The organism is Klebsiella sp. BDA134-6 (assembly GCF_015601345.1).
Classification (GTDB): domain Bacteria; phylum Pseudomonadota; class Gammaproteobacteria; order Enterobacterales; family Enterobacteriaceae; genus Klebsiella; species Klebsiella grimontii.
Genome location: NZ_CP064784.1, coordinates 3903947 through 3930763, shown reverse-complemented (window position 1 = coordinate 3930763; position 26817 = coordinate 3903947). Strand labels below are relative to the sequence as shown.

Annotated in this window: 20 protein-coding genes; 19 read left to right on the top strand and 1 reads right to left on the bottom strand. The window is 38.9% G+C overall.

What is annotated here, in order from left to right:
- Window positions 1-25: 25 nt before the first annotated feature.
- On the bottom strand, window positions 26-1612 hold the full coding sequence (locus IYV58_RS18130) for a TerC family protein (protein ID WP_004122529.1): 1587 nt from the start codon (window positions 1610-1612) through the stop codon (window positions 26-28).
- 958 nt (window positions 1613-2570) lie between these two features.
- Between IYV58_RS18130 and galF the strand changes: the two genes are divergently transcribed.
- From galF to rfbB, 19 genes are all read left to right on the top strand, one after another.
- Entirely contained in the window at window positions 2571-3467 is an 897-nt protein-coding gene (gene galF / locus IYV58_RS18125) for a UTP--glucose-1-phosphate uridylyltransferase GalF (RefSeq protein ID WP_024360046.1), read from the top strand.
- A 460-nt stretch (window positions 3468-3927) separates the two neighbouring features.
- On the top strand, window positions 3928-4557 hold the full coding sequence (locus IYV58_RS18120; protein ID WP_131096447.1) for a phosphatase PAP2 family protein: 630 nt from the start codon (window positions 3928-3930) through the stop codon (window positions 4555-4557).
- Between the two features lie 997 nt (window positions 4558-5554).
- Window positions 5555-6988 (top strand): capsule assembly Wzi family protein, encoded by a 1434-nt coding sequence (locus IYV58_RS18115; protein ID WP_142469835.1) that lies wholly within the window; start codon window positions 5555-5557, stop codon window positions 6986-6988.
- 130 nt (window positions 6989-7118) lie between these two features.
- On the top strand, window positions 7119-8255 hold the full coding sequence (locus IYV58_RS18110; protein WP_131096445.1) for a polysaccharide export protein: 1137 nt from the start codon (window positions 7119-7121) through the stop codon (window positions 8253-8255).
- Window positions 8256-8257: 2 nt separating this feature from the next.
- Window positions 8258-8692 carry an arsenate reductase/protein-tyrosine-phosphatase family protein gene (locus IYV58_RS18105; protein ID WP_131096444.1) on the top strand — a complete coding sequence of 145 codons (435 nt, stop codon included), beginning with the start codon at window positions 8258-8260 and terminating at the stop codon, window positions 8690-8692.
- A gap of 16 nt (window positions 8693-8708) precedes the next feature.
- On the top strand, window positions 8709-10874 hold the full coding sequence (locus IYV58_RS18100; protein ID WP_142446891.1) for a polysaccharide biosynthesis tyrosine autokinase: 2166 nt from the start codon (window positions 8709-8711) through the stop codon (window positions 10872-10874).
- A 101-nt stretch (window positions 10875-10975) separates the two neighbouring features.
- Entirely contained in the window at window positions 10976-12403 is a 1428-nt protein-coding gene (gene wbaP, locus IYV58_RS18095) for an undecaprenyl-phosphate galactose phosphotransferase WbaP (protein ID WP_142446890.1), read from the top strand.
- Between the two features lie 27 nt (window positions 12404-12430).
- Window positions 12431-13342 carry a glycosyltransferase family 2 protein gene (locus IYV58_RS18090; protein WP_142446889.1) on the top strand — a complete coding sequence of 304 codons (912 nt, stop codon included), beginning with the start codon at window positions 12431-12433 and terminating at the stop codon, window positions 13340-13342.
- A 335-nt stretch (window positions 13343-13677) separates the two neighbouring features.
- On the top strand, window positions 13678-14526 hold the full coding sequence (locus IYV58_RS18085; protein WP_142446888.1) for a glycosyltransferase family protein: 849 nt from the start codon (window positions 13678-13680) through the stop codon (window positions 14524-14526).
- Between the two features lie 27 nt (window positions 14527-14553).
- Entirely contained in the window at window positions 14554-15525 is a 972-nt protein-coding gene (locus tag IYV58_RS18080; protein ID WP_142446887.1) for an EpsG family protein, read from the top strand.
- A 46-nt stretch (window positions 15526-15571) separates the two neighbouring features.
- Complete coding sequence (locus tag IYV58_RS18075; RefSeq protein WP_131096432.1) at window positions 15572-16693, top strand: glycosyltransferase; 1122 nt, start codon at window positions 15572-15574, stop codon at window positions 16691-16693.
- Window positions 16694-16719: 26 nt separating this feature from the next.
- Window positions 16720-17679: a glycosyltransferase family 2 protein gene (locus IYV58_RS18070; protein WP_142446886.1), complete on the top strand. Its 960-nt coding sequence runs from the start codon at window positions 16720-16722 to the stop codon at window positions 17677-17679.
- Window positions 17680-17702: 23 nt separating this feature from the next.
- Window positions 17703-18950 carry a hypothetical protein gene (locus IYV58_RS18065; protein ID WP_142469836.1) on the top strand — a complete coding sequence of 416 codons (1248 nt, stop codon included), beginning with the start codon at window positions 17703-17705 and terminating at the stop codon, window positions 18948-18950.
- Between the two features lie 21 nt (window positions 18951-18971).
- Window positions 18972-19964, top strand: a complete 993-nt coding sequence (locus IYV58_RS18060; RefSeq protein ID WP_142446884.1) for a glycosyltransferase family 2 protein — start codon at window positions 18972-18974, stop codon at window positions 19962-19964.
- Between the two features lie 55 nt (window positions 19965-20019).
- A complete protein-coding gene (locus IYV58_RS18055) occupies window positions 20020-21534 on the top strand; it encodes an oligosaccharide flippase family protein (protein ID WP_142446883.1) in 1515 nt (504 codons plus the stop codon).
- The gene (locus tag IYV58_RS18050; protein WP_142446882.1) at window positions 21531-22874 is read left to right on the top strand and encodes a Coenzyme F420 hydrogenase/dehydrogenase, beta subunit C-terminal domain; all 1344 of its coding nucleotides are present in this window, start codon (window positions 21531-21533) and stop codon (window positions 22872-22874) included. Before IYV58_RS18055 ends, IYV58_RS18050 begins: the two co-directional genes overlap by 4 nt.
- Complete coding sequence (locus tag IYV58_RS18045) at window positions 22871-24004, top strand: polysaccharide pyruvyl transferase family protein (RefSeq protein ID WP_142446881.1); 1134 nt, start codon at window positions 22871-22873, stop codon at window positions 24002-24004. The genes IYV58_RS18050 and IYV58_RS18045 overlap by 4 nt, the downstream gene beginning before the upstream one ends.
- A gap of 125 nt (window positions 24005-24129) precedes the next feature.
- Window positions 24130-25536, top strand: a complete 1407-nt coding sequence (gene gndA, locus IYV58_RS18040) for an NADP-dependent phosphogluconate dehydrogenase (protein WP_142446880.1) — start codon at window positions 24130-24132, stop codon at window positions 25534-25536.
- A gap of 212 nt (window positions 25537-25748) precedes the next feature.
- The gene (gene rfbB, locus IYV58_RS18035) at window positions 25749-26813 is read left to right on the top strand and encodes a dTDP-glucose 4,6-dehydratase (RefSeq protein ID WP_004122483.1); all 1065 of its coding nucleotides are present in this window, start codon (window positions 25749-25751) and stop codon (window positions 26811-26813) included.
- The last annotated feature ends 4 nt before the right edge of the window (window positions 26814-26817 follow it).

The window sequence follows — 26817 nt, the reverse complement described above, 5'->3', positions numbered from 1 at the left end:
TTTAGAAAATTCATTGAAGAGATCATTACACTTCATAGTCCAGTTCATCTTCATCATGCGCCGGCGGCACTATTTGTACTTTTTGCACCCGATGGCTCTCCACCTGCAGCGTGCGCAGAACGTAGCCGTCAAGGTTCACTTCTTCACCTTCCTGGGGCACATGCTGTAGGTACTCCATCAGCAGACCGGCGACCGTATGGTATTCACGTTTCTCATCCAGCGGCAGGGGAACATACTGAACCAGGTCTTCCAGCGGCATATGCCCGTTAACCGTCCAGCTACCGTCGCCGTTTTTATGAATATCGTGGCGAGCGTCAATCTCTTCCACTTCATTAGGCAGATTACCGGCGATGGTTTCCATAACGTCACTGAGCGTAACAATGCCCTCAACGGATCCAAACTCATCGACCACAAAGGCAAAGTGGGTTCTGGCTTTGCGGAACTGCTCCAGCGCCGGAAGCAGCGGCAGCATCTCCGGGAACACCAGCGGCTGACGAATCAGGGCCTGCAGGTTGAGCGGTTCATGACGTAATGATTGCTGCAGCAGATCGATCACGTGCACGACGCCAAGCATATCTTCGTCATCATCGCCGCCGGTAACCACCAGGCGGGTATGCTGATTTTTGTCGAGTAAGGCGCGGATCTCCTCTTCCGGCGCGCTGAGATCAATATGTTCAATGTCATGACGCGAGGTCATGATGCTGCTGACGGTACGCTGATTGAGATTCAGTACCCGCTCAATCATCCGCCGCTCTTGCGGATTAAACAGCGGGTTATCGTCGCGATCGGCAACCAGCGAGGCGGTCTCGCTATCCAGCTCGCTACTGTCTTTGCGCCCGCTCAACAGATTCATCACCGCTTCAGTGGTTCGCTGGCGTAGCGTCAGGTTGGCCGACAGAAAGCGATGGCGGTTAAAAATCGCCAGCTGGTTGAAGGATTCAATCATGACCGAGAAGCCGATAGCCGCGTACAGGTAGCCTTTGGGTATGGGGAAGCCAAAGCCTTCGGCAATCAGGCTAAAGCCGATCATCAGCAGGAAGCTCAGACAGAGAATAACGATGGTCGGATGGCTGTTAACAAAGCGGGTGAGGGCCTTGCTGGCCATCAGCATCAGGCTAATAGCAATAATCACCGCGGCCATCATGACCGCCAGGTGGTCAACCATGCCGACCGCGGTTATCACCGAGTCGAGAGAGAAGATGGCATCAAGCACCACGATTTGCGCTACCACCCCCCAGAATCTGGCGCCTTTACGCTGGGTCGGGTTATCGCTATCTTTGCCTTCCAGCCGTTCGTTGAGCTCAACGGTGGCTTTAAAGAGGAGGAACAACCCGCCAAACAGCATAATCAGATCGCGGGCGCTAAAGCTTAGATCGTGCCACGTAATCAGCGGCCTGGTGAGAGTAACCAGCCATGAGATCGACGCCAGCAGCAGCAGGCGCATCACCATTGCGAGTAGCAGACCGGTCACGCGCGCCCGGTCACGCTGCGCGGGAGGGAGTTTTTCCGCGAGAATGGCGATAAAGACCAGATTATCAATACCGAGTACCAGCTCAATAACGACAAGCGTGATGAGCCCGGCCCAGATCGAGGGGTCGGCAATCCATTCCATATTCAGTTAAAACCTTTACAACCTAAGAGTGCCATGTACCGATCATGGATAAGCCATAGATAAAATGCAATATTTTCTGCTGCTAATTACCTCAGGTACAAAATCGGGCCTCGTAATACCCGTAAATAAAATAGCCACTTGCGCAGGATATAACCATATTCAACCATCAGCACATCGGTTGATTGTTATTTGTCATCGTGCGAATTTCCATCGATATAGACTGAGAGGGCCCATATGATTTTAAGCTGGATCCTACGGAGGCGGTGAGTTGCTATACCAGGAAGCGGCCCCGCAACGGTAAAGTTTATCAATAGATTTGATGTATATAACAACGATTTTCCGGAATTTAGATATTTATACTACTTAATGTTGTGGCTTGTCGGAGATCAATTTTTGCCGGAGGATGTGCTGCGCGTTACCGGGGAGGCAGAGCGACAAAACGGTGCTGGGTATAATTTGCAGCAAGTAGAATGCGCCCGATTTTAGCGGAACAGCCCTCGGTGCCGCTGAAGCCAATAGTGACGAGTAATTTGCTGTAGTTCAGACGGTTTTGTACGTTAAATAATTTTATTATCACTATAATCGATTATATGGTCTGGATTTTTATTTTTTTGCAGTCACTTGTTCTGTGTCAACTCTTGGTGGAAGATAACAAGGTATTAAAAGAGGAATGATGGAGAAACGATAAACTCCATTACTCTATCTTATGAATTGAATGGGGTAGGTTTTCTGCATAACCTATTGTAAACATTGGGTATTTACGTCGAAAAAATGCGCATAAGAATTTTCTTAAAACTGTCTATTGGTATGTAGACTTTGCGTGTATTCTTAAATTCTGCGTGTAATTTCAGAATTTGACGGACAGTATGGCAGAGATCAACCGTGTATCATCACTGATAAATGCCAGTGATACATACAAACTGACAGGATCAAAAGGTTTATAACCATACGGGTGGATATGAAAATGGTGAGTTTGAAAGCAGTTATACCGGTAGCAGGATTAGGGATGCATATGTTGCCCGCCACCAAGGCCATTCCGAAAGAGATGTTGCCGATCGTCGACAAGCCTATGGTGCAGTATATTGTTGATGAAATTGTAGCTGCGGGAATCAAGGAAATCGTGCTGGTAACGCATTCATCCAAGAATGCGGTAGAAAACCATTTCGACACCTCCTACGAACTGGAAGCATTGCTCGAACAGCGCGTAAAACGTCAGCTTCTGGCGGAGGTACAGGCTATCTGTCCGCCTGGCGTAACGATCATGAACGTGCGTCAGGGCCAGCAGCTGGGGTTAGGTCACTCCATTCTTTGCGCCCGCCCGCTGATTGGCGATAACCCGTTTGTGGTGGTGCTCCCGGATATCATTCTGGACGACGCCAGCGCCGATCCTCTGCGCTATAACCTTGCCGCGATGGTAGCGCGTTTCAATGAAACGGGCCGTAGCCAGGTTCTGGCCAAACGGATGGAAGGCGACCTCTCCGAGTACTCTGTTATTCAGACTAAAGATCCGCTGGAATCGGCTGGGCAGGTGGCCCGAATCGTTGAATTCATCGAAAAACCTGATGAACCGCAAACCCTGGATTCTGACCTGATGGCGGTGGGGCGTTATGTGCTCTCTGCCGATGTATGGTCCGAGTTGGAGCGCACCGAACCGGGCGCCTGGGGACGTATCCAGTTAACCGATGCCATCGCCGAGCTGGCGAAAAAGCAGTCGGTCGATGCAATGTTAATGACTGGCGATAGCTATGACTGCGGCAAAAAAATGGGCTATATGCAGGCTTTTGTAAGCTACGGTCTGCGTAACCATAAAGAAGGGGCAAAATTCCGCGAGAGTATTAAGAAGCTGCTGGCGTAGTTTCAGCGCTATGGCTTTTTAGCGGATGAGAGTGAACGGCCCAAGCTTTTTGATGAAGAACAGACAATTCGTGGCCGTTCACAACGGTAAGTTCAGCAGATATCGCAGATTAATATCCATTTCAATACAATGGGTTAGCGTTTTTCTTGTTATATTGTAGCATTTGCGAACATGAGGCAATGTTCGGAGACTTCTGGTAGTAGAAGAAGACGTAACATGCTGAAATGGTCGGACTAGCTAAATTTACTCTTTGCTGATAATTACTTACTAAGACTTTTCTTAAGTAAGTGGCCCTTAGTCAAGGCGTGAGACGAAAATAAAACTTGACTGAGATCATGTTTGCGCATTAAACAACGGTAACGCATGCATAATAATGTGAAGTTACTGATTGTGTATGCCCACACCAATGTCGCGGAAAAGACGTTACGGACTGGAGAGATCGTCAAAGGATGAAAAAGAAATGAACTGGCAAGTTGTCACTTTTTTTGGCGATAGCACCGTACTGTTACCCAGTGCGGCCGTACTGTTTATCGTTCTTTTTCTGCGAAAAGATTCAAAGCAGCTGGCCTGGCACTGGGCTCTGCTGTTCGGCATAACAGGCGCCATTGTTTGCGCATCAAAACTGGCATTTATGGGTTGGGGTATCGGGATTCGCGAGCTGGACTTCACTGGCTTTAGCGGGCACACCGCACTCTCTTCCGCTTTCTGGCCAATCCTCTTATGGCTGCTGTGCGCGCGCGCCACACCAGCTCTTCGTTTTACTGCCGTCTTATTAGGGTATGCACTGGCCGGGCTGGTAGGGTATTCCCGTTTGATGGTTCATGCACATTCAACTTCGGAAGTGATTGCCGGCTTACTGCTGGGTGCCGCAGGGAGCGCAGCCTTTCTGCTACTCCAGTTGCGTGTTCGTGATACTCATACAGCGCAACTATCGTTTGGCGGTCTGGCGAGCATGATCATTATCCCGGCGCTTCTGCTGAATACCGGGGCGAAAGCGCCAACCCAATCGCTGCTGGGCGAGATAGCGGTGAAGCTTGGCCCACTGGAAAAACCTTTTACCCGTGCCGACCTGCATAATGGATTTTACTGACTCAGGGGAGCGTGGGAGAGATGAAGGATTCAGAGTGACTCATGTTCTGTTCACATTGCATGCGATATGAAATTTAAAGTGAAATGGTCTGCAGTTGCAATATTTCATATCCATGAAATAAATCTGTGATGGGTCATTCTGCGCAATAATTAGCATAATGATAATCAGCCAGGATGTTTCCTAAATAATTTTTCTGGCTAAATATCGAATTTATTAATGATAACAGCATGCTGGCATAATTCTTTTCACTATTAATTTTTGTAGTTGACTAACTATAATTAATTTGAAACTAAGTCAATACACTTTCTGTGGTGAAAAAGCAATAAAATCATAAGGTTGAAATTATCTGGTTGTTCGATACTGTTGGCATTTGATCGTGATAGCCGGAAAATAATAACCTTATCGGCGGGTCGTTCATAGTGCTGCCAGCGTATCTGATAATTCAAGATTACGCTCCCAATTGAGGGCAGAATCTCGTAAACTTATGGCCGCGAAATTGTTGTTTTGATGGATTAATCGCCGATTTATCGAAATCAGCGATTGAATTTAAAGGGAAAGAAGTACAGTGCATTGGTAGCTGTTAAGCCAAGGGCGGTAGCGTACCTGCGGACGGACGTTTTCTCCATATCACATCTCATTTCATGCGACTGAAATTCCTAAAGTGAACGCTATACAGGTGATTATCTTTACAACCTGTATATACTTGCATGTTGTCGCCAGCTCAGAACGTGTTCGTTTGACGGCGGGCAGGAGAAGCTGCGGGTATGAAGCGTAAGGAATGGCCTTCAATAACAATTTCGCATACATTGTGTACTGCAGGTAGCCTGTGAACCGAAAGCGAGCATTGGCATGAGATTCCGATAACATGCTTTCGTTTTCTTTGATCAAACCTGTAGACCAAACATAGCAAAGGTTGGCGTCAGAGGGCGCTGCATCTATCAGTGTTCCCCTTGTCGCGCCAGCTTGCGAAAACGGGGCTTTAAATGGATCTTGTACAATGATAAAAATTGCGCGAATCGCACTCGCATTAGGGCTGCTAACTTCTGCCAGCTCACTTGCCTATGCCTCCGGGTTAGTGATGAATGACAACGAACTGCGCAACGATCTGGCGTGGCTTTCCGATCGCGGCGTTATTCATCTCAGCCTGTCGACCTGGCCTCTGAGCCAGGAAGAGATTAATCGGGCACTTAAGAAAGCAAAACCCTCTTACTCTTCTGAACAGGTTGTTCTCGCTCGAATCAACCAACGCCTCGATTCCTTAAAAGCTGATTTCCGGGTGAGTGGCTATACCTCAACGGATAAACCCGGAACGCCGCAGGGGTTTGGGCAGAATCAGCCTGCGGATAGCTCTTTATCATTAGCCTTTAATAACAGCGGCGAATGGTGGGATGTGCACCTGCAGGGTAATGTTGAAGGTGACGAACGCATCAGCAACGGTTCACGTTTTAATGCTAACGGCGCCTACGGCGCGGTTAAATTTTGGAACCAATGGATCTCCTTCGGCCAGATGCCGCAGTGGTGGGGACCGGGTTATGAAGGAAGTCTAATCCGCGGTGATGCGATGCGCCCGATGACCGGCGTTTTAATGCAGCGTGCTGAACAGGCTGCACCGGAAACCTGGTGGCTGCGCTGGATTGGACCTTGGCAGTATCAGATTTCCGCCAGCCAGATGAATCAATATACCGCCGTACCGCATACCAAAATTATCGGCGGTCGTCTGACGTTTTCTCCTTTCCAGTCCCTTGAGCTTGGTGCATCGCGCATTATGCAGTGGGGCGGGGAGGGGAGACCGGAATCGTTTAGCAGCTTTTGGGATGGTTTTACGGGTAAAGATAACACCGGTACAGCCAATGAACCGGGTAACCAGCTAGCCGGTTTTGATTTTAAATTTAAGCTAGAGCCTACGCTCGGTTGGCCGATTAGTTTCTATGGTCAACTTATTGGTGAAGACGAGGCCGGCTATCTTCCCTCAGCAAATATGTTCTTGGGAGGAGTTGAGGGACACCACGGTTGGGGTAAAGATGCCATCAACTGGTATGTGGAAGCGCATGATACTCGATCGAACATGGACCGCCTGAACTACAGCTACAACCACCATATTTATACCGACGGGTATTATCAACAAGGATATCCGCTGGGTGACGCAATGGGCGGCGATGGCCAATTATACGCCGGCAAGGTTGAATTGGTGACGGAAGATAATCAACGCTGGAGCGCACGCTTGGCCTATGCCAAGGTCAATCCTAGAAGTCAGTCGATAAATAAAGCCTTCCCGCAATCGGATACTCTGAAAGGAGTACAGTTGGGCTGGAGCGGTGATGTGTATAAATCAGTGCGTTTAAATACTTCTCTCTGGTACACCGATGCTGATAACAGTGATAGCGACGACGTTGGTGCCAGTGCCGGGATTGAAATACCATTTAATTTATAGCCCAGCTACAGCAACTTTAGGATGTCAGCAGGCTGTTATGTGACCGATGGTTTCAGCAGTCTGTGAAGAGCTAAAAAACGCGCGGTAGTTTGGGAATTAGACACTTTTAGTTTACTGATGATGTGACATTATGAAGAAAAAAATTGTTAGATTTTCGGCATTGGCATTAGCTATAGGGTTTTTATCGGGTTGTACAATCATGCCGGGCCAGGGATTGAATAGCCTTCGTAAGAATGTGGTTGAGCTGCCTGATAGCGACTACGATCTGGATAAACTGGTTAATGTTTATCCCATGACACCGGGTCTGATAGATAAACTCCGCCCCGAACCCGTCATTGCTCGTTCGAATCCTCAATTAGATAGCCTGTTAAAAAGCTATGAGTATCGTATTGGCGTTGGCGATGTGCTTATGGTTACTGTATGGGATCACCCTGAGTTGACAACCCCTGCGGGTCAATATCGTAGCGCAAGTGATACGGGCAACTGGGTAAACTCTGATGGGACTATTTTCTATCCATATATTGGCAAAGTTCAGGTCGCGGGTAAGACGTTAACGCAAGTGAGACAAGAGATTGCGAATCGCCTGACTACGTATATTGAAAGTCCGCAGGTTGATGTCAGCATTGCTGCGTTTCGATCGCAGAAAGTTTACGTCACTGGTGAAGTCGCAAAATCAGGTCAGCAACCGATTACGAATATTCCTTTAACAGTAATGGATGCTATTAATGCTGCTGGTGGGTTAGCTTCTGATGCCGATTGGCGGAATGTAGTACTCACCCATGCGGGTAAGGATACGAAAATATCGTTGTATTCTCTGATGCAAAAAGGAGATTTAACACAGAATCGTTTGTTGTATCCTGGCGACATACTATTTATACCTCGTAATGATGACCTCAAGATATTTGTTATGGGGGAAGTCGGAAAACAAAGTACGATGAAAATGGACCGAAGTGGTATGACTTTAGCTGAGGCGCTAGGAAACGCAGAGGGCATCTCTCAGTCATTAAGCGATGCAACTGGAGTTTTTGTTATACGGCAATTAAAAGGGGATAAGCAAGGCAAAATAGCTGATATCTATCAGTTGAATGCACAGGATGCCTCGGCGATGGTTTTAGGTACTGAGTTTAATCTACAACCATACGATATCGTATATGTAACTACAGCTCCTCTTGTCCGTTGGAATAGGGTTATATCACAGTTGGTACCAACAATCAGTGGTGTACATGATATGACTGAAACGGTTCGTTATATTAAAACTTGGCCATAATTATGTTTGATTCAATACTAGTTGTATGCACTGGTAATATCTGCCGGTCTCCCATGGGCGAGCGTTTTTTACGTCAGCTGTTACCAGCTAAGACTATCGACTCTGCTGGTACTGGTGCACTTATTGGTCATGCTGCCGATGAAAGTGCGATTAAAATTGCATCACTTCATGGCCTTAGTCTCGAAGGTCATATTGCTCAGCAATTCACTTCTGTTTTAAGCCGTAAATACGATTTGATATTAGTAATGGAAAAATATCATATCGAACAGATAGGTCGAATTGCTCCTGAAGCTAGGGGGAAAACTATGCTTTTTGGTCAATGGTTAGGGCAAAGAGAAATACCCGATCCATACCGTAAAAGTGATGAGGCCTTTGCTTCTGTATATAAGCTAATTGAGCAAGCCGGAAATCGTTGGGCTGAGAAACTAGGCGTATAAATTCAGGAATTCATTCATGTCATCAGTAGCAAATAAAAAGGTTGCTAAAGAAGCAGATGAGATTGATCTGGGACGTCTCATTGGAGAACTCATTGATCATCATAAACTCATTATTTCGATCACAGCGTTATTTACTCTATTGGCGTTGGTATATGCAATATTTGCAACTCCAGTGTACCAGGCCGATTCACTCATTCAAGTTGAACAAAAGCAAGGTAATGCGATATTAAGTAGTCTTAGTCAAGTACTGCCTGATAGCCAACCTCAATCTGCACCAGAAATCGCATTACTTCAATCTAGAATGATTTTAGGAAAGACAGTAGATGATCTTAATCTTCAAACGAAAGTTGAGCAAGATTATTTTCCATTGTTTGGACGTGGTTGGGCACGGTTGACCGGGGAGAAAGTTGCGTCCGTAAAAATCTCACGATTCTATATAGACGAAAATAACAGTGAGTTACCTGAACTTAAATTAAAAGTTGAGGATGATAATTTATTTACTTTAATGGTTGGCGATAAATCTTATAAAGGCAAAGTTGGTTCTTTATTAGAAGTGGATGGTTTGTCTATTAAAGTTGATACTATTGATGCCTTACCTGGTACAGAATTTACAATAAATTATACTTCAAAACTTAAAGCTATAACTAATCTTCAGCAATCATTAGCAATAAGCGATCAAGGAAAGGATACAGGAATGCTGACCATTTCTTTGACTGGAGAAGATCCTATACTTATTGCAAACATAGTCGATAGTATCAGCAGTAATTACCTTGCACAAAACATTGCAAGACAGGCTGCTCAGGATGCCAAAAGTTTAGATTTTTTGAATCAGCAATTGCCAAAAGTTAGAAGTGATCTTGATATAGCTGAAGATAAACTAAACCTGTATAGAAGGCAAAACGATTCCGTTGATTTATCATTAGAGGCAAAGTCGGTTTTAGATCAGATTGTCAATGTTGATAATCAGCTAAATGAACTCACATTCAGGGAGTCTGAAATATCTCAACTTTATACAAAAGAGCATCCTACGTATAAGGCTTTAATGGAGAAAAGAAAAACTTTACAAGATGAGAAGATTAAGCTCAACAAGAGGGTGGCATCAATGCCTGAAACGCAGCAGGAAATTTTGCGTTTGAGCCGTGATGTTGATTCTGGAAGAGCAGTATATATGCAATTACTTAATAGACAACAAGAGTTAAATATTGCTAAGTCAAGTGCTATAGGTAATGTTCGAATTGTTGATAGCGCAGTAACTCAGCCAAAACCTGTCAAGCCAAAGAAAACAATTATTGTCTTAGCAGGGATATTTTTGGGGGGGGTATTATCCGTAGGTATAGTTCTTTTACGTGTCTTTTTACGTCGAGGGGTTGAATCTCCAGAGCAACTTGAAGAACTTGGTATTAACGTATACGCAAGTATCCCAGTTTCTGAGGCATTTGCTAAAAATGCAACTCAAACACAGGGATGGCGTAAAAAAAATCAAAGCGAAATCCAAGGTTTTCTTGCTGTTGACAATCCAGCTGATCTGGCAATTGAGGCTATTCGTGGGTTAAGAACAAGTCTTCATTTTGCTATGATGGAAGCAAGAAATAATGTTTTAATGATTTCTGGGGCGAGTCCGAATGCTGGCAAGACATTCGTGAGTTCAAATTTGGCAGCAGTTATTGCACAAACCGGTAAAAGAGTATTGTTTGTCGATACTGACTTGAGAAAGGGTTATACACATAAGTTGTTTAACGTTACTAATGAAAATGGTTTGTCAGACTTACTTTCAGGTAGGATTGATATAGCTAAAGCTGTTAAAACCCTTCCAGGTGTTGGTTTTGATTTTATCTCAAGAGGAATGGTTCCTCCAAACCCAGCTGAATTATTGATGCATAAACGTTTTGATGATTTGGTTTCATGGGCAAGTCGTAATTATGATATAGTTGTGCTTGATACGCCGCCTATTCTAGCAGTAACGGATGCTGCGATTATAGGTCATTATGCAGGTACAACCTTACTTGTTGCCCGCTTTGAGTTAAATACAGCTAAGGAACTTGATGTAAGTGTTAAGCGCTTTGAACAGAGTGGGGTAACAGTAAAAGGATGTATTCTTAATGGAGTTGTAAAAAAAGCCAGTAGTTATTATAGCTATGGTTATAATCATTACGGATATTCCTATACTGACGATAAAAAATAAAATGGAAAAGCCAGGTATAAATGCCTGGCTCCTTTTCTCTCGGCATATTTAATTAATTATAATTTAATGTTAAGCAAAAAAACAATAAATGAGAGGGAGTTATGACGCTTCTCGGCAAAAATTTTTATGTCAGTCTGGCATTAGCTTTATCTGATTTTATAAGTTTTAATATATCTATATATATAGCAATTGGCTTGCTGGGTTTTTTATCAAGTGCATACATAAACACATTAACAGTCAATTTTTTAGAAGGCTGGTTCACTCTTCATTTACTTTTGGGTTTTTGCTGTATCGGATGGTTCGCTATAAGGCTTCGTCATTACTTTTACCGTAAAACATTCTGGTTTGAGTTAAAAGAGATTCTACGGACATTAGTTATTTTTGCTGTGATTGAAATTGCTGTAATGGCATTTACAAGCTGGTCATTCTCTCGAATAGTATGGATGTTAACTTGGTTTTTTGTATTGTTATTTGTCCCATTGACAAGAATGATAACTAAACGAGTGCTTGATTTCTTTGGGTTATGGCGCAGAGATACATGGATTATCGGTAGCGGTAACAATGCTGTAGAGGCATATAAAGCAATAAGTAGTGAACATAATCTTGGTTTGATAATTGTGGGATTCATTGATAGTGAAAACGATGTTAATAAGTGTAAAGATATTGACGATATCCCTGTATTAGATAATGATCCAAGCTGGCTATCAACAATAGACAAAAAAACACAATTTATAGTTGCTGTTGAATCTCATCAAGGCGAAATTCGTAACACATGGTTGAGACACTTCATGATAAAAGGATATAGGTATGTATCAGTTATACCTACATTGCGTGGGATGCCACTAGATAGCACGGATATGTCTTTTATATTTAGTCACGAAGTAATGATATTTCGCGTCCAGCAAAACTTAGCAAAATGGTCATCTAGATTCCTTAAGCGTTTGTTTGATATTGTTGGTTCATTATCAATTATTATTATTCTCTCACCTGCATTAATATATATTAGTCGTAAAGTTAAAAAAGATGGCGGGCCAGCTATCTATGGTCATGAGCGGATTGGTAAAGATGGCCAAGCTTTTAAGTGTCTCAAGTTTAGATCTATGGTAATAAATTCCAAAGAGGTTCTAGAAGATCTACTTGAAAATAATCCTGAAGCTAAGAGAGAATGGGATGCTACATTTAAGCTGAAGAATGACCCACGAATAACTAAGATCGGAGGTTTCCTTCGTAGGACGAGTCTCGATGAACTACCTCAGTTATTTAATGTTTTGAAGGGTGAGATGAGTCTAGTAGGCCCAAGGCCAATAATTACTGCGGAACTCGAGAGATATAATGATGAGGTCGATTATTACCTTTTAAGCAAACCCGGTATGACAGGATTATGGCAAGTCAGTGGCCGTAGCGATGTTGATTATGAAACTCGAGTATATCTTGACGCATGGTACGTTAAAAATTGGTCCATGTGGAATGATATAGCAATTTTATTTAAGACTGTTGGTGTTGTATTAAAAAAAGATGGCGCTTATTAAGTTAATTTAAACAACAAAGAGTATGTTATGAATTACTATATTGCAATACCGACATATAATGGTGGGAATATTTGGAAGGCTGCTGTCGAGAATATTCAGAAATACGCCCCAGAAAACTTGTTGGTTCATATTATTGACTCTAGTAGCTTAGATGAAACCGCTAGTATTGCAAGAGATGCAGGTTTTGATGTAATCACTATCTCAGGAGAGGACTTCAATCATGGAGGTACTAGGAATCTTGCAGTTGAAAAATTTAGTGATGTATATGATATTGTGATATTTTTAACACAAGATGCTATCCCCCAGCCAGGTTTTATTGAAAAAATAATTGAGGTTTTCAAAGATGATAAAATTGCTTGCGCTTATGGTCGTCAGCTGCCGCATGATGATGCAAACCCGATAGCAATACATGCGAGATATTTCAATTACCCAGACATATCATATAGTTATGGGTATGAGAGTATTAAAGAAATGGGATTGAAAACAGTATTTATGTCAAACTCATTTTCAGCATACAGGTTATCGACATTTAGAGAAGTGGGTGGGTTTCCGTGTGATACAATATTATGCGAAGATATGTATTACACGGCAAAGGTAGTGCAAACGAATCATAAAGTTGCCTATGTGTCAGATGCAATAGTGAAACATTCTCATAATTATACTCCGTTAGAAGAGTTTAAACGTTACTTTGATATAGGTGTATTTCACACTAACGAGCAATGGATCCGTAACACCTTCGGAGGTGCAGGTGGAGAAGGTAAAAAATTTATTATTTCTGAGCTGAAATTTTTATTGAAAAATGGACCATTGTGGATACCTGTAGCTTTTATAAATAATTCAATGAAGATTTTAGGGTATAAACTGGGTCAAAATTATAAATATTTACCCAATGCCATTGTAAAGAAATGCAGCATGCATAAACGTTATTGGCGGTTCTGATATTTATAAATATTTTTCAGTACATTAGACTTGAATAAAAAGTGGTTAAATATGGTGATTTGTATATTGCATTTTTTCTCGATACGTAATTAATAATTAATAATTAATTTCACTTATATTTAAAGCAAAGATTTAAATATAAATTTGATCTAACGATGAGTGAAATTTTTCAATCGTTGTTATTACATTATTGGGAAAAACATCGTGTCTTTAAAATAAGCTAGTGAAAGTGGCGTTAATCCTAACTTATGTGCAACTTCCAACAAGAGTATGGTTATTAGTTTTTTGTATTGCCAATGTTGAACTATTTTATTGCTATACTTGTAGGGTGAATTATGTCGAGCATTTCTATTCTGATTGTATTGTATAATAAAAAAATTTCTCAATCCAAGACACTTCAAACCTTAGCTGGTCATAATTTATCATCTATATCACTCAGAGTAATAAATAATGGTCCTGAATTTATTAAACCTGAGGGAGAATTATGGGATAATTTAACATCAAGAATTGACAAAATTGAGTTTTATAACAGACTTGAGAATGCTCCGCTTAGCCAACTATATAATCAATTTATTAGTGAAAATAAAAGTTTTTATTATGTTATTTTTGATGATGATACTGATGTGACTAATTATAAATTTGGAAATCTAATTTCTCTGAATGCAGATTTGATAATTCCAAGAATATATAGCGTTGATGATAATAGTTTCTATTATCCAATTGAACAAAAGGAGGTTGTAGCATCAGAAAGATCAGTTGATGCCACAAAAGTAATATCAATTTCTTCCGGATTAGCCTTGAGTAGTAAGTTTATAAAAAAATTTCTAAAGTTTTATAATACGGTTTTTGATGAAAGATTTGTATTATATGGGATTGACACATCATTTTTTTTAAGATTGCATGAAATATCGAAACATCAAGAAATTGATGCTATATGTAGTTTTGTCTTAAAGCACAGTTTATCCAGAGCTAATAAAAATATTTCGAAGTTTAGAGAATATGAGCGAATATATGATGCTGCCCTGACAGCCAAGTACTATCCAAATTTTATGGCTAAATCAGAAATAGTAAAAATATTTTTATACTATATGTATAAACTTAAATTCATACATGCATACAAACTTGTAAATTGCTACATGACAGGTAGGCATCCTCGCGCAAAAAATAACGGTAATTGTTTATAAATTAGATCTTTAATAATAGGTTTCCGCATGACCATTTCATTTAAAGGATATCTGAAGTTCATTTTTATTATAACTTTTGTAATAATATGCTCATATTTAGTTGGTATTAAAGATTTTAACATTTGGAAGGATTATTATGTTTATTGGAATTATTTTACGAATGCACAAGCAAATAGCATAAGCAATATTTTTAAAAACATACAGGATCCTTTTTTTGTATTGTCAATCAAACCATTTACTGTACAGAGAGATGGCTTTGCTAATTTTCTTTTAGTATGCGCACTAGTAACGCTATCTATAAAAATGTTTTCGATATCAAAAGCAACAGACAATATTTATGCTTTTACGCTCTTTTACTCGTCTTACTTGTTATGCCTGCATGAATATATTCAAATAAGAATTGCTTTAAGTTTGGCTCTATTTTGTTTTGCAATATATGCTATTCCTAAAAAAACGACCCTAAAGTTATTAGTATTTTTAGTTTCTATTTTACTTCACCTTTCTGTAATTGTGCCAATACTTGTTTATATTGCGGTAAATCATAGATTTGTTGGTTATAGAAAGTTCTTCCTTTTTTCACCGATTGTTTTATTATTACCTACATTGATCTTTTCAGGCATTATAAATATCGACAGGATTAATAACTACCTGTTATTACAGAGTCAAGGTGTTGGAGATACAATTAATATGTTTTCAACATTACCATTTTTGCAATTGGTTAGCATAATATTTATATATTTAAATAAAAAAACCCGGCAATACGTATTCAGCTACGAATATGTTATGTCATTTTGTGGAGTCGCTATTTTTTACTCTATGCTTTCCATTCCAGTTTTAGCCTTGAGATATTTTGAAATTTGTAATTTATTCTTCTTAATATTGTTATCGAAGGTTTACAAAAAGTCATTTTTCTTTATTTTATGCATTGTGGTATATCTAATTGTAGGTATAAAGAACTACGGCCAACTACTTGATATTCATATTCCCTTCCTCACATAAAATTTTCATGCAACAATAAGTACACTTGGGTAATAAAGGCAAATAGATGAAAAGATTACTTTTCGTAACAACAGTTTTGAAAGATGAAAGTGATGGTATTTGGAAGAAAATAAAATATATATTATATGCATATTCAAACGCTGGCTATCTTATTGATATTGTATATCGAACAAAAAATGGCTATGTTCTTGAAAGGGAGTTTGAAACCAAGGAATCCAATGTATTAATGGTTGGGGAAACGCATAAAGATCTTTTGTTTTACTATTTAGCAAAGATTGTAGATCGTAGTTATGATATTCTCTATGTTCGAAAACCATTTGGTGGCGCCAGTTTTATACTTCTTTTTCTTTTAGTTAATACTATCAAAAAAAACAATCCTAAATTTAAATTTGTTTTTGAGATACCAACCTATCCCTATAAAAATGAAATTAAAATATTTAAGCATAAAGTTTCAGAATGTCTTTTTGGTTTGAGCAAGTATCTATATCTGAAAAAAATTGATGCCATAATTTATATGGGGAAGGGAGGCGAGAAAATATGGGGAAGACCTTCACTTAAAATTGAAAATGGGATTGATCCTCAACATGTACCACTGTTAAAAGAAAAGCTTAACACTAATTTTTCGGATGGATTTGTTTTATTGGGGGTTGCAAGATTATCTTTTTGGCATGGTTATGATAGAATGATAGAATCTATAAGTAACTATAAAGGTAAAGTAGATATTAAGTTGCTTATTGTTGGGGATGGTGAGCCTGAGTTTACTCGGTTGAGAAATTTAGTTTCTGAAAAAAACATTTCCGAAAAGGTTATGTTTTTTGGTTCTTTGAGTGGTTCAGAATTAGATAGATTATATTTAGAATCACATGTATGCATAGATTCTCTAGGAAGGCATAGAAGTGGTAATTTGTATAATAGCTCTTTAAAGTCAAAAGAATATACGGCTAAAGGAATCCCTTTTATAAAAAGTCACATTGACGAATCATTTAACGGATGCGATTTTATTTACAATGTGGCTCCTGACGAAAGTGAGATTGACATTGCCAATATAGTAAATTGGTACTGTTCGCTACCTGTAAATACACCTGTGAATATGCGTAAATTTGCTGAATCCAATCTCACATGGGAACTTCAGTGCTCAAAGGTAATTTCCTTTTTATATAAAGTCTAATGACCTAGTTTTATAAAGAGACAATTGTGAAAAAAATACAAGTTTTATTAGCCACTTATAATGGTGAAAAATATATTGTTGATCAAATTAATTCCGTTTTAATAAATTTCGAGCGCATGCCGTCTTATGAATGCGAAATTTTAATTTCCGATGATGCATCAACAGACAGAACAATTGATATTGTTTTGGAGCATTTCCACTGGTGCGATAAAATAAAAATCTTATCATCGGAACGTAAAGGTGGGGTCAAAAATAATTTTTCTTATTTAATTGCATCTGCGGACGCTGATATAATTTTCTTTTGTGATCAAGATGATTTTTGGCTTCCCAATAAAATTGCCACTTTCGAAAACTGTTTTTTTGACGAAGAAGGCAAAAATAGATTTACAAATATACCAGTGCTAGTTCACTCTGATTTATGTGTTGTAGATAAAGATCTTATCCCAGTACATATTTCTATGTTCAAATACCAAAAACTTAACCCTAACCCCACATTTCCTAACTTAGTTGTTAGCAACTCTGTTACTGGATGTGTGACAGCTATCAATCGATCACTTTTATCTCTTTTGAAAAAGTCATCAGTTGCAGATTCGATTATGCATGATTGGTATATTGGATTAATTGCTACCGCTTTAGGTAAAACTATTTTTATACCAAAATCCTTCATCCTTTATAGGCAACATGGAAATAACCAAGTCGGTGCAAAAAAAATAGTCTTAACCTCTGTGTTTAATTTTAAAAGATTTAGTAATGTACTCGATTCCATAAATGCCACTAAAAAACAGGCCTCCCTTTTCTTGGATGATTTTTCTGATATTCTTGATGATAGCCATAAAAAAATCCTCAATGAGTATGTTAATTCTTTCGAAAAATCATGGACTTCAAGATTGAGGCTGTTTCTAAAAGGTGATGTCGTCAAATATGGGGCAATACGGAATTTTGTATTTTTTATTGTTTATGTTTTATTGGGGCATCGTATAAAATAGTTAGATTCTATCGCGAGGTTCATGTGAAAAAAGTTATATGTTTAACTATATTGTTCTTATATTCAATACAGAATTATGCAGAAAGTTTAAAGGTTAATAGCCTAGGGCGGCTTGACATTTCTAATGAATATAAAGCAAGTAATATTGCATCGAGTTACCTCGCGTCTAAAGATACCTACGGTATGAGAACGAATGCAGTTGTTGCTGGTTTTAGTGCCAATTCAGAAAGACCCTTCGATTATCCAATTTTGGGTTTTGAAGGTATAATGCAATTGGCAAAATATCATGACCGTGATTCAGTAGCTTTATATGTTGACAACACATCCCCACCTTTTAAACCGTGGGAAACAATTAGCAATGTAACATACACTCCAACGTCATTTAACACCATAGGATATGATATTGGAAATCTAAAACCTGGAATGTTAGTTGATACATTGCATAGTCCAAAATGGTCTACTTATATTGTTGCTGTACATCACAATAAAATTGTCACAGCTGGTTGGGTTAATAGCAAAACTGGTCATTTAGGGACTCCTAAGAATGGTATTGGATTGATAGTGAATCCGTTAACCAAAATATGGGCTAGTAATTTTAATATTTTCTTTCCAAATAATGGCCGGGCAGAAAATGGTGTAATTCAAGAAAATGGTATAATTAATAATAATGTTAAGAATCCAAATGCTATTAATGGATTGGATACTGTTGTTTTGCCACAATCTAAATATGGAGGTACTGCAGCATATTTGGCTCGCTCAGCTGACAGAGGTGGTAAACAACAATGGGCTTATGGTTTTATTTCTCAAGGCGCAAAAACAAGTTTCATAAGTTCGAATTCGGTTGCTCATAAACCAGATGCTAGTTTTCATGATATGTCATCGGCTTATTATGGGATTGTTTTCGACGGACATAATGCTAAAAGTTCAATTGTATGGAAAGATAACTCGGGAACAATAGTCTCTTCAATAGATCCTAATGGGAGTATAGAATCCATCAGTTATAAAACAAAAGTTATCAATGACGATGGGTATATTACTAAGGATTACTCAAGATATTTAGTCTCAGGGAAGAATGATATTACATTAATACTTCCCGACTCAAAAACCATTATAGATGGTTTTACTGTCAAAATCAGTAAATTATCAAAAAATAAACTAACACTTAAACCTCATAATCATGAAAACATAAATAATCAATCTGATAATTTTATTTTAATGGGAACTTTAAATAAAGAATTGTTTTTTAAAGATGGAAATTGGTATATTTTGTAATTTCATTATGTGGAGGTTTGAGTGATTGAAGCTAAAATAATCGATATCATTGTTCCTATATATAACCAAGAAACCAAGCTATTAAAATTCTTGGAGTCAACTCTAAAAGTTTCAACAAACAAAATTAATGTTATCTTAGTAAATGATGGTTCTACTGATGGGACGCTTGATGTAGTTAAATCATTTATAGATAATCATGCACTTAATAACAGCTATTACATTTTTAATAAAACCAATGGTGGAGTGTCATCGGCGAGAAATTTTGGCTTAGAGAATGCAAAATCAAAGTTTATCTGGTTTTGTGATCCAGATGATGAAATCAATGCTAATATTAATAGTGTCATTGAAACTTTAATTGTTTCAGAAATCGATGTTTATGTTTGCTCATATGAAGTGTATAAAAAAGAAGATAATTCATTACAAAAAGTTATTCGAGAGAATTCTGTATATGGTGGGGCAGACTTCATCGTTAAGCATAACAATCTAAGTAATAATTATATATTTCCCGCATCTGATGGAACATTATGGGATAAGTTATATCGACGTGAATCAATCAGTTGCTTGAGATTCGATGCTAACTTGATTTGTTCTGAAGATTTTGATTTTAACTTAAACATTTTCAAAAGTGCTAAGCAAGTTATGCTATTACCAGTCATCATATATAAATATAATGTCTATCAAGAAGGTACATTATCGTCTATTTTCAGTGAGAAAGTTTTTCAAAATAGAATTCATGCTGAACGCCAGACAATCCTTTTTTTAAAAACGGTTAAAGGGAGCGTTAGATATGAAATTAAAAAGCATATAATGAAAAATACTAATTTGCTGTCGACAAAATATGATAAAGATCCTTATGAATTCTATTTGAATGAGCACTCCTTTTTTTCTGAAAAAATATGTCCTTTCTCTTCTAATAAAGAATGTATATTCTGTTTGTTGTCTTTTTTTAGGGTTTATCAGCCACTAATAAAACTTTATCGTTATATTAAAGTTAAAATTAGAAAAAATATTTGATGCTGCTATTTTAACAGGATTATTCTTTTTATCTTTAAACAGCGAAAAGTAATAAATGTCAAACAACGCATTGATAGTCAAAAATACTATTTTCCTCGCAACAAGAACAATAGTCTCAGTTCTTGTTTCATTTTATACAACGAGGGTTGTTCTTGAACAGTTAGGAGCCTCAGATTACGGTTTGTTTAGCGTGATTTATGGTATGGTGGGATTTACTGTTTTTATATCGTCAGCAATGAACGAATCTATACAGCGATTTATTTCAATGAGTTTAGGTAGTGGTGATTTGCCAAAGCTAAAAGATATCGTGAAAAACAGTATTTTTTCTTATTTAATATTATCTGCATGTTTTGTTTTTATTTTATTGATATTTCGTGATTATATTGTTTACAATTTTTTAAATATTCCGGATAATTCTTTGGTAGTTGCAAAAAAAATTTATGTAATTGCTGTTTTGGCAATAGCATTAGCGATATTGCAGACTCCATTTAATGCTCTTGTTATAGCTCATGAAAATATGTCTTTTTACGCCTATATGTCCATATTTGATGTTTTTTCTAAGCTAATTATATCTCTACTCATATCTACATTAAATGGAGAAAAATTATACATATACTCCTCATTACTACTTTTATCTTCATTTATTGTATTTATGATATATGTTGGATATTGCGTCAAAAGATTCCGTTACTCTTTTGAAGGTGGTATTCTTTCGCTTAAAATAATTAAAGAAATTACTTCCTTTTCGTTTTGGAATGTCTTTGGTAACTTTGCTTTTGTTTGTCGCACTCAGGGGATCAATATATCTATTAATCTTTTCTTCGCTACAACAGTTAATGCGGCATATGCCTTATCAACTTCAGTCTTAAATGCCTTAACATCTCTAACTCAAGCCTTAGTTATGTCTATAAGGCCTCAAATATTCAAAGCTTATGCTGATGCAAATATACCACGTTATCAGGTTTTAATTAATGCCGGTTCAAAATACACTTATAGCTTATTATTTTTAATCAGCTCACCGTTATTAATTTGTACCCCGCAAGTTTTATCTTTATGGTTAGTTAACCCACCTGAATATACAGTTGTTTTTGTTCGTTTTGTACTTCTTGTTGCATTGATAGATAGCTTTTCATCGAGTATCATTACTGGTATTCAAGCAACTGGAGCGATTAAAGTTTATCAAATAGTAGTAAGCTTCTTTGTTTTTATAAGTCTTCCTATCTCTTATTTTCTATTTAGCCACGGCATGCCTGTCTATTCTGTATTTATACCTTTGGCTTTATTTTCGTTATTGAATTTAAATTTGCGCATTTATTTTTTAGCTAAAAAATCAAAATTTAAAGCTTCTGAATTGTATGTTAAAACAATTATCCCATGTATATTTGCCTCTTGCATCTCCATGCTAATTAATATTTTACTGAAAAATCTACTTCAATATGATTCTATCTTCAAGATCATGCTGTGTCTTTTATTACATATGAGCATCACTTTTATTGTTTTTGTATTGATTACAACATCGAAAAATGAAAGATGTTTTTTTATTGAAGGTGTTTTAAGGAAATTAAGATGAATATTGACGATATTATAAATGATAATTTTTGCACTGGATGTGGCGTTTGTATTAGCGAGGATAAAAGCAATGCATCTTATATGGACTGGGATGAGGATGGTTTTTTACGTCCTATTTTAAAGGAATCATCAGACAGGAACTTGATGGAAAGGGTTTGCCCATTCAATATTGAAAATAAATATGATGAGGATTTTTTAGCTCAAGAATTCATTGAAGGTTATGATTTTAAAGATCCTAGTATAGGATTGTATAAAAATTTATATGCAGGTTATTCTAAAAATTTTCGTCAAACATCTTCATCGGGTGGCTTAGCTACATATATATTTGAAAAGTTACTTCAAAATAAATTTGTAGATGCTTTGTTTATTGTTCGTGAAATGAATGGCAGATATGGGTATCAATTGTTTCAATGTTTGGATGATATCAAAAATATATCAAAGACAAGGTATTATCCTGTTAGTTTAGATACTCTTTTTACAGAAATAAACAAAGTAGATGGGACTGTTGCTGTTTCTGGTGTGGCGTGCTTTTTAAAAGCGATTAGACTCAAGCAAAAATATCATCCTGAATATAGACAAAAGATTCCTTTTCTAGTTGGAATTATATGTGGAGGCTTAAAAAGCCGTTTTTATACCGATTTTCTTGCCCAATCTGCTGGTTGTGTGGGGGAATATTTAGAACCTGAGTATCGCGTTAAAAATGCTTCTAGCTTTGCATCTGATTATAAATTTTCATGTCGTGATAAATATGGCGAAAGAATACATGTTGTTGAAATGCATAAGCTAGGTGATATGTGGGGTACTGGTCTATTTAAATCTAATGCCTGCGATTATTGTGATGATGTTATGACTGAATTAGCTGATATATCACTTGGCGATGCATGGATTAAACCTTACAATCAGGAAGGTCTTGGTAATAGTGTTATTATAACTCGTAGTAAACTAGCAGATGAACTAATTAAAAAAGGTCTTGAAGAAAATGAATTAAATCTCGATACAATTTCCTTGGCTGCAGTTAAGTCATCGCAACAGGGGAGTTTCAATCATCGTCATAAGGGGCTTCTATACCGTATTAGACATGCTCAAAAATTAGGTCTTAAAGTGCCCCAAAAACGTTCAAGGTTTTTGACAAAACAAAATATATTCTTTAACTTAGTACAGAAACAAAGGATTGTAACGAGAGAGGAGAGTATCATTTGTTGGAAAAATTCATCTAATATTGAAGGATTTAATGCCAAGATAACCGTTCATTTAAAAAAACTATTAAAATTAACACATCTAAACCATAAATATAATCGAGTAATTATAAAAATTGCAAAGATTCTAGGGGCTAAACTATGAAAGTTGCTACACTTACTCTTCCATTACATACTAATTATGGAGGTAATCTTCAAGCCTTTGCATTGCAAAAAACACTAATCAATCTCGGGCATGATGCAATTCTATTAGATTTTAGAAAACAACCACCTAAACGAAATCTTTATCGTCGTATCGGTTCTAAAATTAAGAGTATCATCATTAAAAAGCAGAAATCATCTTTTACCTTAAAAGAGCAATTGCTGATCAATAAGTATCATAATGAGTTTATTGATAATTATATCAACAGAACCCCTGTTTTGTATGATGAGGCCTCCCTTGAGAAATTTGTTAGTGAGCACAATATTGATGCGGTAATCGTTGGCAGCGATCAGGTATGGCGACCTAAATATACCCCTATGATCACCCCTTTTTATTTAAGTTTTCTACAACGTAATAACACTGTAAAGAAAATATCTTACGCAGCTTCATTTGGCGTTGACTCATGGGAGTATTCTGATGATGAAGTTGCGGTGTGTAGAAAACTAATCGTTGACTTTGATAGCCTATCAGTAAGAGAATCTGATGCAATTGAAATGTGTAAAACTCATTTTTCAGTTCATCCTGAGCACGTTCTTGATCCGACTATGTTATTGTCGAAAGACGAATATGTGTCAATTTTCGAGAAAAATAATATTCCAGACAAAACAGGACAAATATTTAGTTATGTTCTTGATTTGAATGATGAAAAAAATAAGTTTATTAAAAATATTTCAACTGTGTTGAAAAAAAATGTATTCACGACTTATCCAGCAAAACATAATAAAACTGAAGACTGTATATCTAATATATTCGATTATCAGTTTCCCCCTATTGAGGCTTGGCTAAAGTCTTTTAATGATGCAGATTTTATTATTACAGACTCTTTCCATGGGACAGTTTTCTCAATAATATTCAATAAACCTTTTATAGCAATATGTAATAAAGATCGTGGTAGTGCCCGTTTCAAATCACTTTTGCGCATGTTTTCGCTTGAAGATAGACTGATATATGATTTGTCAACTGTGAATGCTGACTTATTAAAAACTCAGATCAATTATTTAGCTGTAAATAAAACTTTAGAAGAATATCGATTAAAATCTTTAGAATATCTATCATCTTCTTTACGAAAATAACACCTTTTTACATTAACGTGATTGTTTACAACTATTTCTATGTTCTTTGTGATCTTTACGTTAACATGTTTAAACTCTTTAAGCTGCGAGCATGTCGCAGTGACCACACCTGACAGGAGTATGTAATGTCCAAGCAACAGATCGGGGTTGTCGGTATGGCAGTGATGGGGCGTAACCTTGCGCTCAACATCGAAAGCCGCGGTTATACCGTCTCCGTTTTCAACCGCTCCCGTGAAAAGACTGAAGAAGTGATTGCCGAGAATCCAGGCAAGAAACTGGTCCCACATTATACAGTGCAAGAGTTTGTTGAGTCGCTCGAAACTCCACGCCGTATCCTGTTAATGGTGAAGGCGGGCGCAGGCACTGATAGTGCCATCGACTCTCTGAAGCCTTACCTGGATAAGGGTGACATCATCATCGATGGTGGTAACACCTTCTTCCAGGATACGATTCGTCGTAATCGTGAGCTTTCTGCTGATGGTTTTAACTTCATTGGCACCGGCGTGTCCGGCGGTGAAGAGGGCGCGCTTAAAGGACCTTCAATTATGCCTGGCGGTCAGAAGGAAGCTTATGAACTGGTTGCTCCAATTCTTAAGCAGATTGCAGCTGTCGCGGAAGACGGTGAGCCGTGCGTAACCTATATCGGTGCTGATGGTGCTGGTCATTATGTCAAAATGGTTCACAACGGTATTGAATACGGCGATATGCAGCTTATTGCAGAAGCCTACGCTTTACTGAAAGGTGGTCTCGCGCTTTCTAATGAAGAGCTGGCGCAAACCTTTACAGAATGGAATGAAGGTGAGCTCAGCAGCTATCTCATTGACATCACAAAAGACATCTTCACCAAAAAGGATGAAAAGGGTAAATACCTGGTCGATGTGATCCTCGATGAAGCGGCAAACAAAGGTACCGGTAAATGGACCAGCCAGAGCTCTCTTGACCTTGGTGAGCCGCTGTCACTTATCACTGAATCTGTATTCGCACGCTACATTTCTTCTCTTAAAGATCAGCGTGTGGCTGCTTCGAAAGTCCTTACCGGACCAAATGCGAAGAGTGCAGGTGATAAAGAGGAGTTCGTTGAGAAAGTTCGCCGGGCTCTGTACCTGGGCAAAATCGTCTCTTACGCTCAAGGCTTCTCCCAGCTGCGTGCGGCTTCTGATGAATACCATTGGGATCTTAACTACGGTGAGATCGCGAAAATCTTCCGTGCCGGCTGTATCATTCGTGCTCAGTTCCTGCAAAAGATTACGGATGCCTATGAACAGAATGCTGGCATCGCTAACCTGCTTCTGGCACCGTACTTCAAGCAGATCGCTGATGACTATCAGCAAGCCCTGCGCGATGTAGTCGCATATGCTGTGCAGAATGGTATTCCGGTTCCGACGTTCTCTGCGGCCATTGCGTACTACGACAGTTATCGTTCCGCAGTCTTGCCTGCGAACTTGATACAGGCACAGCGTGACTACTTTGGTGCACATACCTATAAGCGTACCGATAAAGAAGGTGTGTTCCACACTGAGTGGATGGAATAAACTTTTTAGTGTCATTCGCCCGGGGTATTAACCCGGGCATAAATTTTCCAAAAAAAGAATCCTTCTTCTGTAATTAGTACTCCCTTTTCCTGATTTTTTTAAAACGTAATTTGCAAATGTTTTCCTAGGGGAAATCATTTAATATGATATTCATATCCTGAAGAATATATTTCGAATTTTATTAGGCTCTGGTAATAAAAGGTAAGTTAAATATGAAGATCCTTGTCACTGGCGGTGCAGGTTTTATTGGTTCTGCAGTTGTTCGTCATATCATTGAAAACACCTCCGACGAAGTACGCGTAATAGATTGCCTCACATACGCCGGTAACCTTGAGTCCCTGGCGCCTGTTGCGGGTAATGAACGCTACTCGTTTTCTCAGACAGATATCACTGATGCCAAATCTGTGGCAGAGCAGTTCAGCGATTTCCGTCCGGATATTGTGATGCACCTGGCCGCAGAGAGTCACGTGGACCGCTCTATCGATGGACCTGCGGCCTTTATTCAGACCAACCTGATTGGCACTTTCACCTTGCTTGAAGCAGCCCGCCAGTACTGGTCAGCTCTCGATACGGCGCAGAAGCAGACTTTCCGCTTCCACCATATTTCGACCGATGAAGTCTACGGCGACCTGCACGGTACTGATGATCTGTTCACCGAAGAGACTCCGTACGCGCCAAGCAGCCCGTACTCTGCCTCCAAGGCCGGCAGCGACCATCTTGTCCGCGCCTGGAACCGTACCTACGGCCTGCCGGTGGTGGTGACCAACTGTTCCAACAACTACGGCCCGTATCACTTCCCGGAAAAACTCATTCCGCTGACCATCCTCAATGCCCTCGCCGGGAAACCGCTGCCGGTCTACGGCAACGGAGAACAGATCCGCGACTGGCTGTACGTGGAAGATCACGCCCGGGCGCTGTACAAAGTGGCGACGGAAGGTCGCAGTGGTGAAACGTACAACATCGGCGGTCACAATGAGCGTAAAAATATTGATGTCGTGCGCACCATTTGCGCCATTCTCGATAAAGTGGTTGAACAGAAGCCGGGCAATATCAGCCAGTTTGCCGATCTGATTACGTTTGTGAAAGACCGTCCGGGTCATGACCTGCGTTATGCCATTGATGCGGCGAAAATTCAGCGCGATCTGGGCTGGGTACCGGAAGAGACATTTGAAAGCGGAATTGAAAAAACGGTCCACTGGTACCTGAACAACACGACCTGGTGGCAGCGCGTGCTGGATGGCTCCTATGCCGGTGAACGTCTTGGCCTGAACAACTAAAAAG

What these genes read in the sequence shown, in the direction of transcription:
- IYV58_RS18100 (WP_142446891.1), top strand. Translation starts at nt 8,709, where the DNA reads ATGTCATCAGTAGCAAATAAAAAGGTTGCTAAAGAAGCAGATGAGATT.
- IYV58_RS18045 (WP_142446881.1), top strand. Translation starts at nt 22,871, where the DNA reads ATGAAAGTTGCTACACTTACTCTTCCATTACATACTAATTATGGAGGT.
- IYV58_RS18110 (WP_131096445.1), top strand. Translation starts at nt 7,119, where the DNA reads ATGAAGAAAAAAATTGTTAGATTTTCGGCATTGGCATTAGCTATAGGG.
- IYV58_RS18090 (WP_142446889.1), top strand. Translation starts at nt 12,431, where the DNA reads ATGAATTACTATATTGCAATACCGACATATAATGGTGGGAATATTTGG.
- IYV58_RS18050 (WP_142446882.1), top strand. Translation starts at nt 21,531, where the DNA reads ATGAATATTGACGATATTATAAATGATAATTTTTGCACTGGATGTGGC.
- IYV58_RS18085 (WP_142446888.1), top strand. Translation starts at nt 13,678, where the DNA reads ATGTCGAGCATTTCTATTCTGATTGTATTGTATAATAAAAAAATTTCT.
- IYV58_RS18075 (WP_131096432.1), top strand. Translation starts at nt 15,572, where the DNA reads ATGAAAAGATTACTTTTCGTAACAACAGTTTTGAAAGATGAAAGTGAT.
- gndA (WP_142446880.1), top strand. Translation starts at nt 24,130, where the DNA reads ATGTCCAAGCAACAGATCGGGGTTGTCGGTATGGCAGTGATGGGGCGT.
- IYV58_RS18080 (WP_142446887.1), top strand. Translation starts at nt 14,554, where the DNA reads ATGACCATTTCATTTAAAGGATATCTGAAGTTCATTTTTATTATAACT.
- IYV58_RS18115 (WP_142469835.1), top strand. Translation starts at nt 5,555, where the DNA reads ATGATAAAAATTGCGCGAATCGCACTCGCATTAGGGCTGCTAACTTCT.
- galF (WP_024360046.1), top strand. Translation starts at nt 2,571, where the DNA reads ATGAAAATGGTGAGTTTGAAAGCAGTTATACCGGTAGCAGGATTAGGG.
- rfbB (WP_004122483.1), top strand. Translation starts at nt 25,749, where the DNA reads ATGAAGATCCTTGTCACTGGCGGTGCAGGTTTTATTGGTTCTGCAGTT.
- wbaP (WP_142446890.1), top strand. Translation starts at nt 10,976, where the DNA reads ATGACGCTTCTCGGCAAAAATTTTTATGTCAGTCTGGCATTAGCTTTA.
- IYV58_RS18055 (WP_142446883.1), top strand. Translation starts at nt 20,020, where the DNA reads ATGTCAAACAACGCATTGATAGTCAAAAATACTATTTTCCTCGCAACA.
- IYV58_RS18105 (WP_131096444.1), top strand. Translation starts at nt 8,258, where the DNA reads ATGTTTGATTCAATACTAGTTGTATGCACTGGTAATATCTGCCGGTCT.
- IYV58_RS18120 (WP_131096447.1), top strand. Translation starts at nt 3,928, where the DNA reads ATGAACTGGCAAGTTGTCACTTTTTTTGGCGATAGCACCGTACTGTTA.
- IYV58_RS18130 (WP_004122529.1), bottom strand. Translation starts at nt 1,612, where the DNA reads ATGGAATGGATTGCCGACCCCTCGATCTGGGCCGGGCTCATCACGCTT.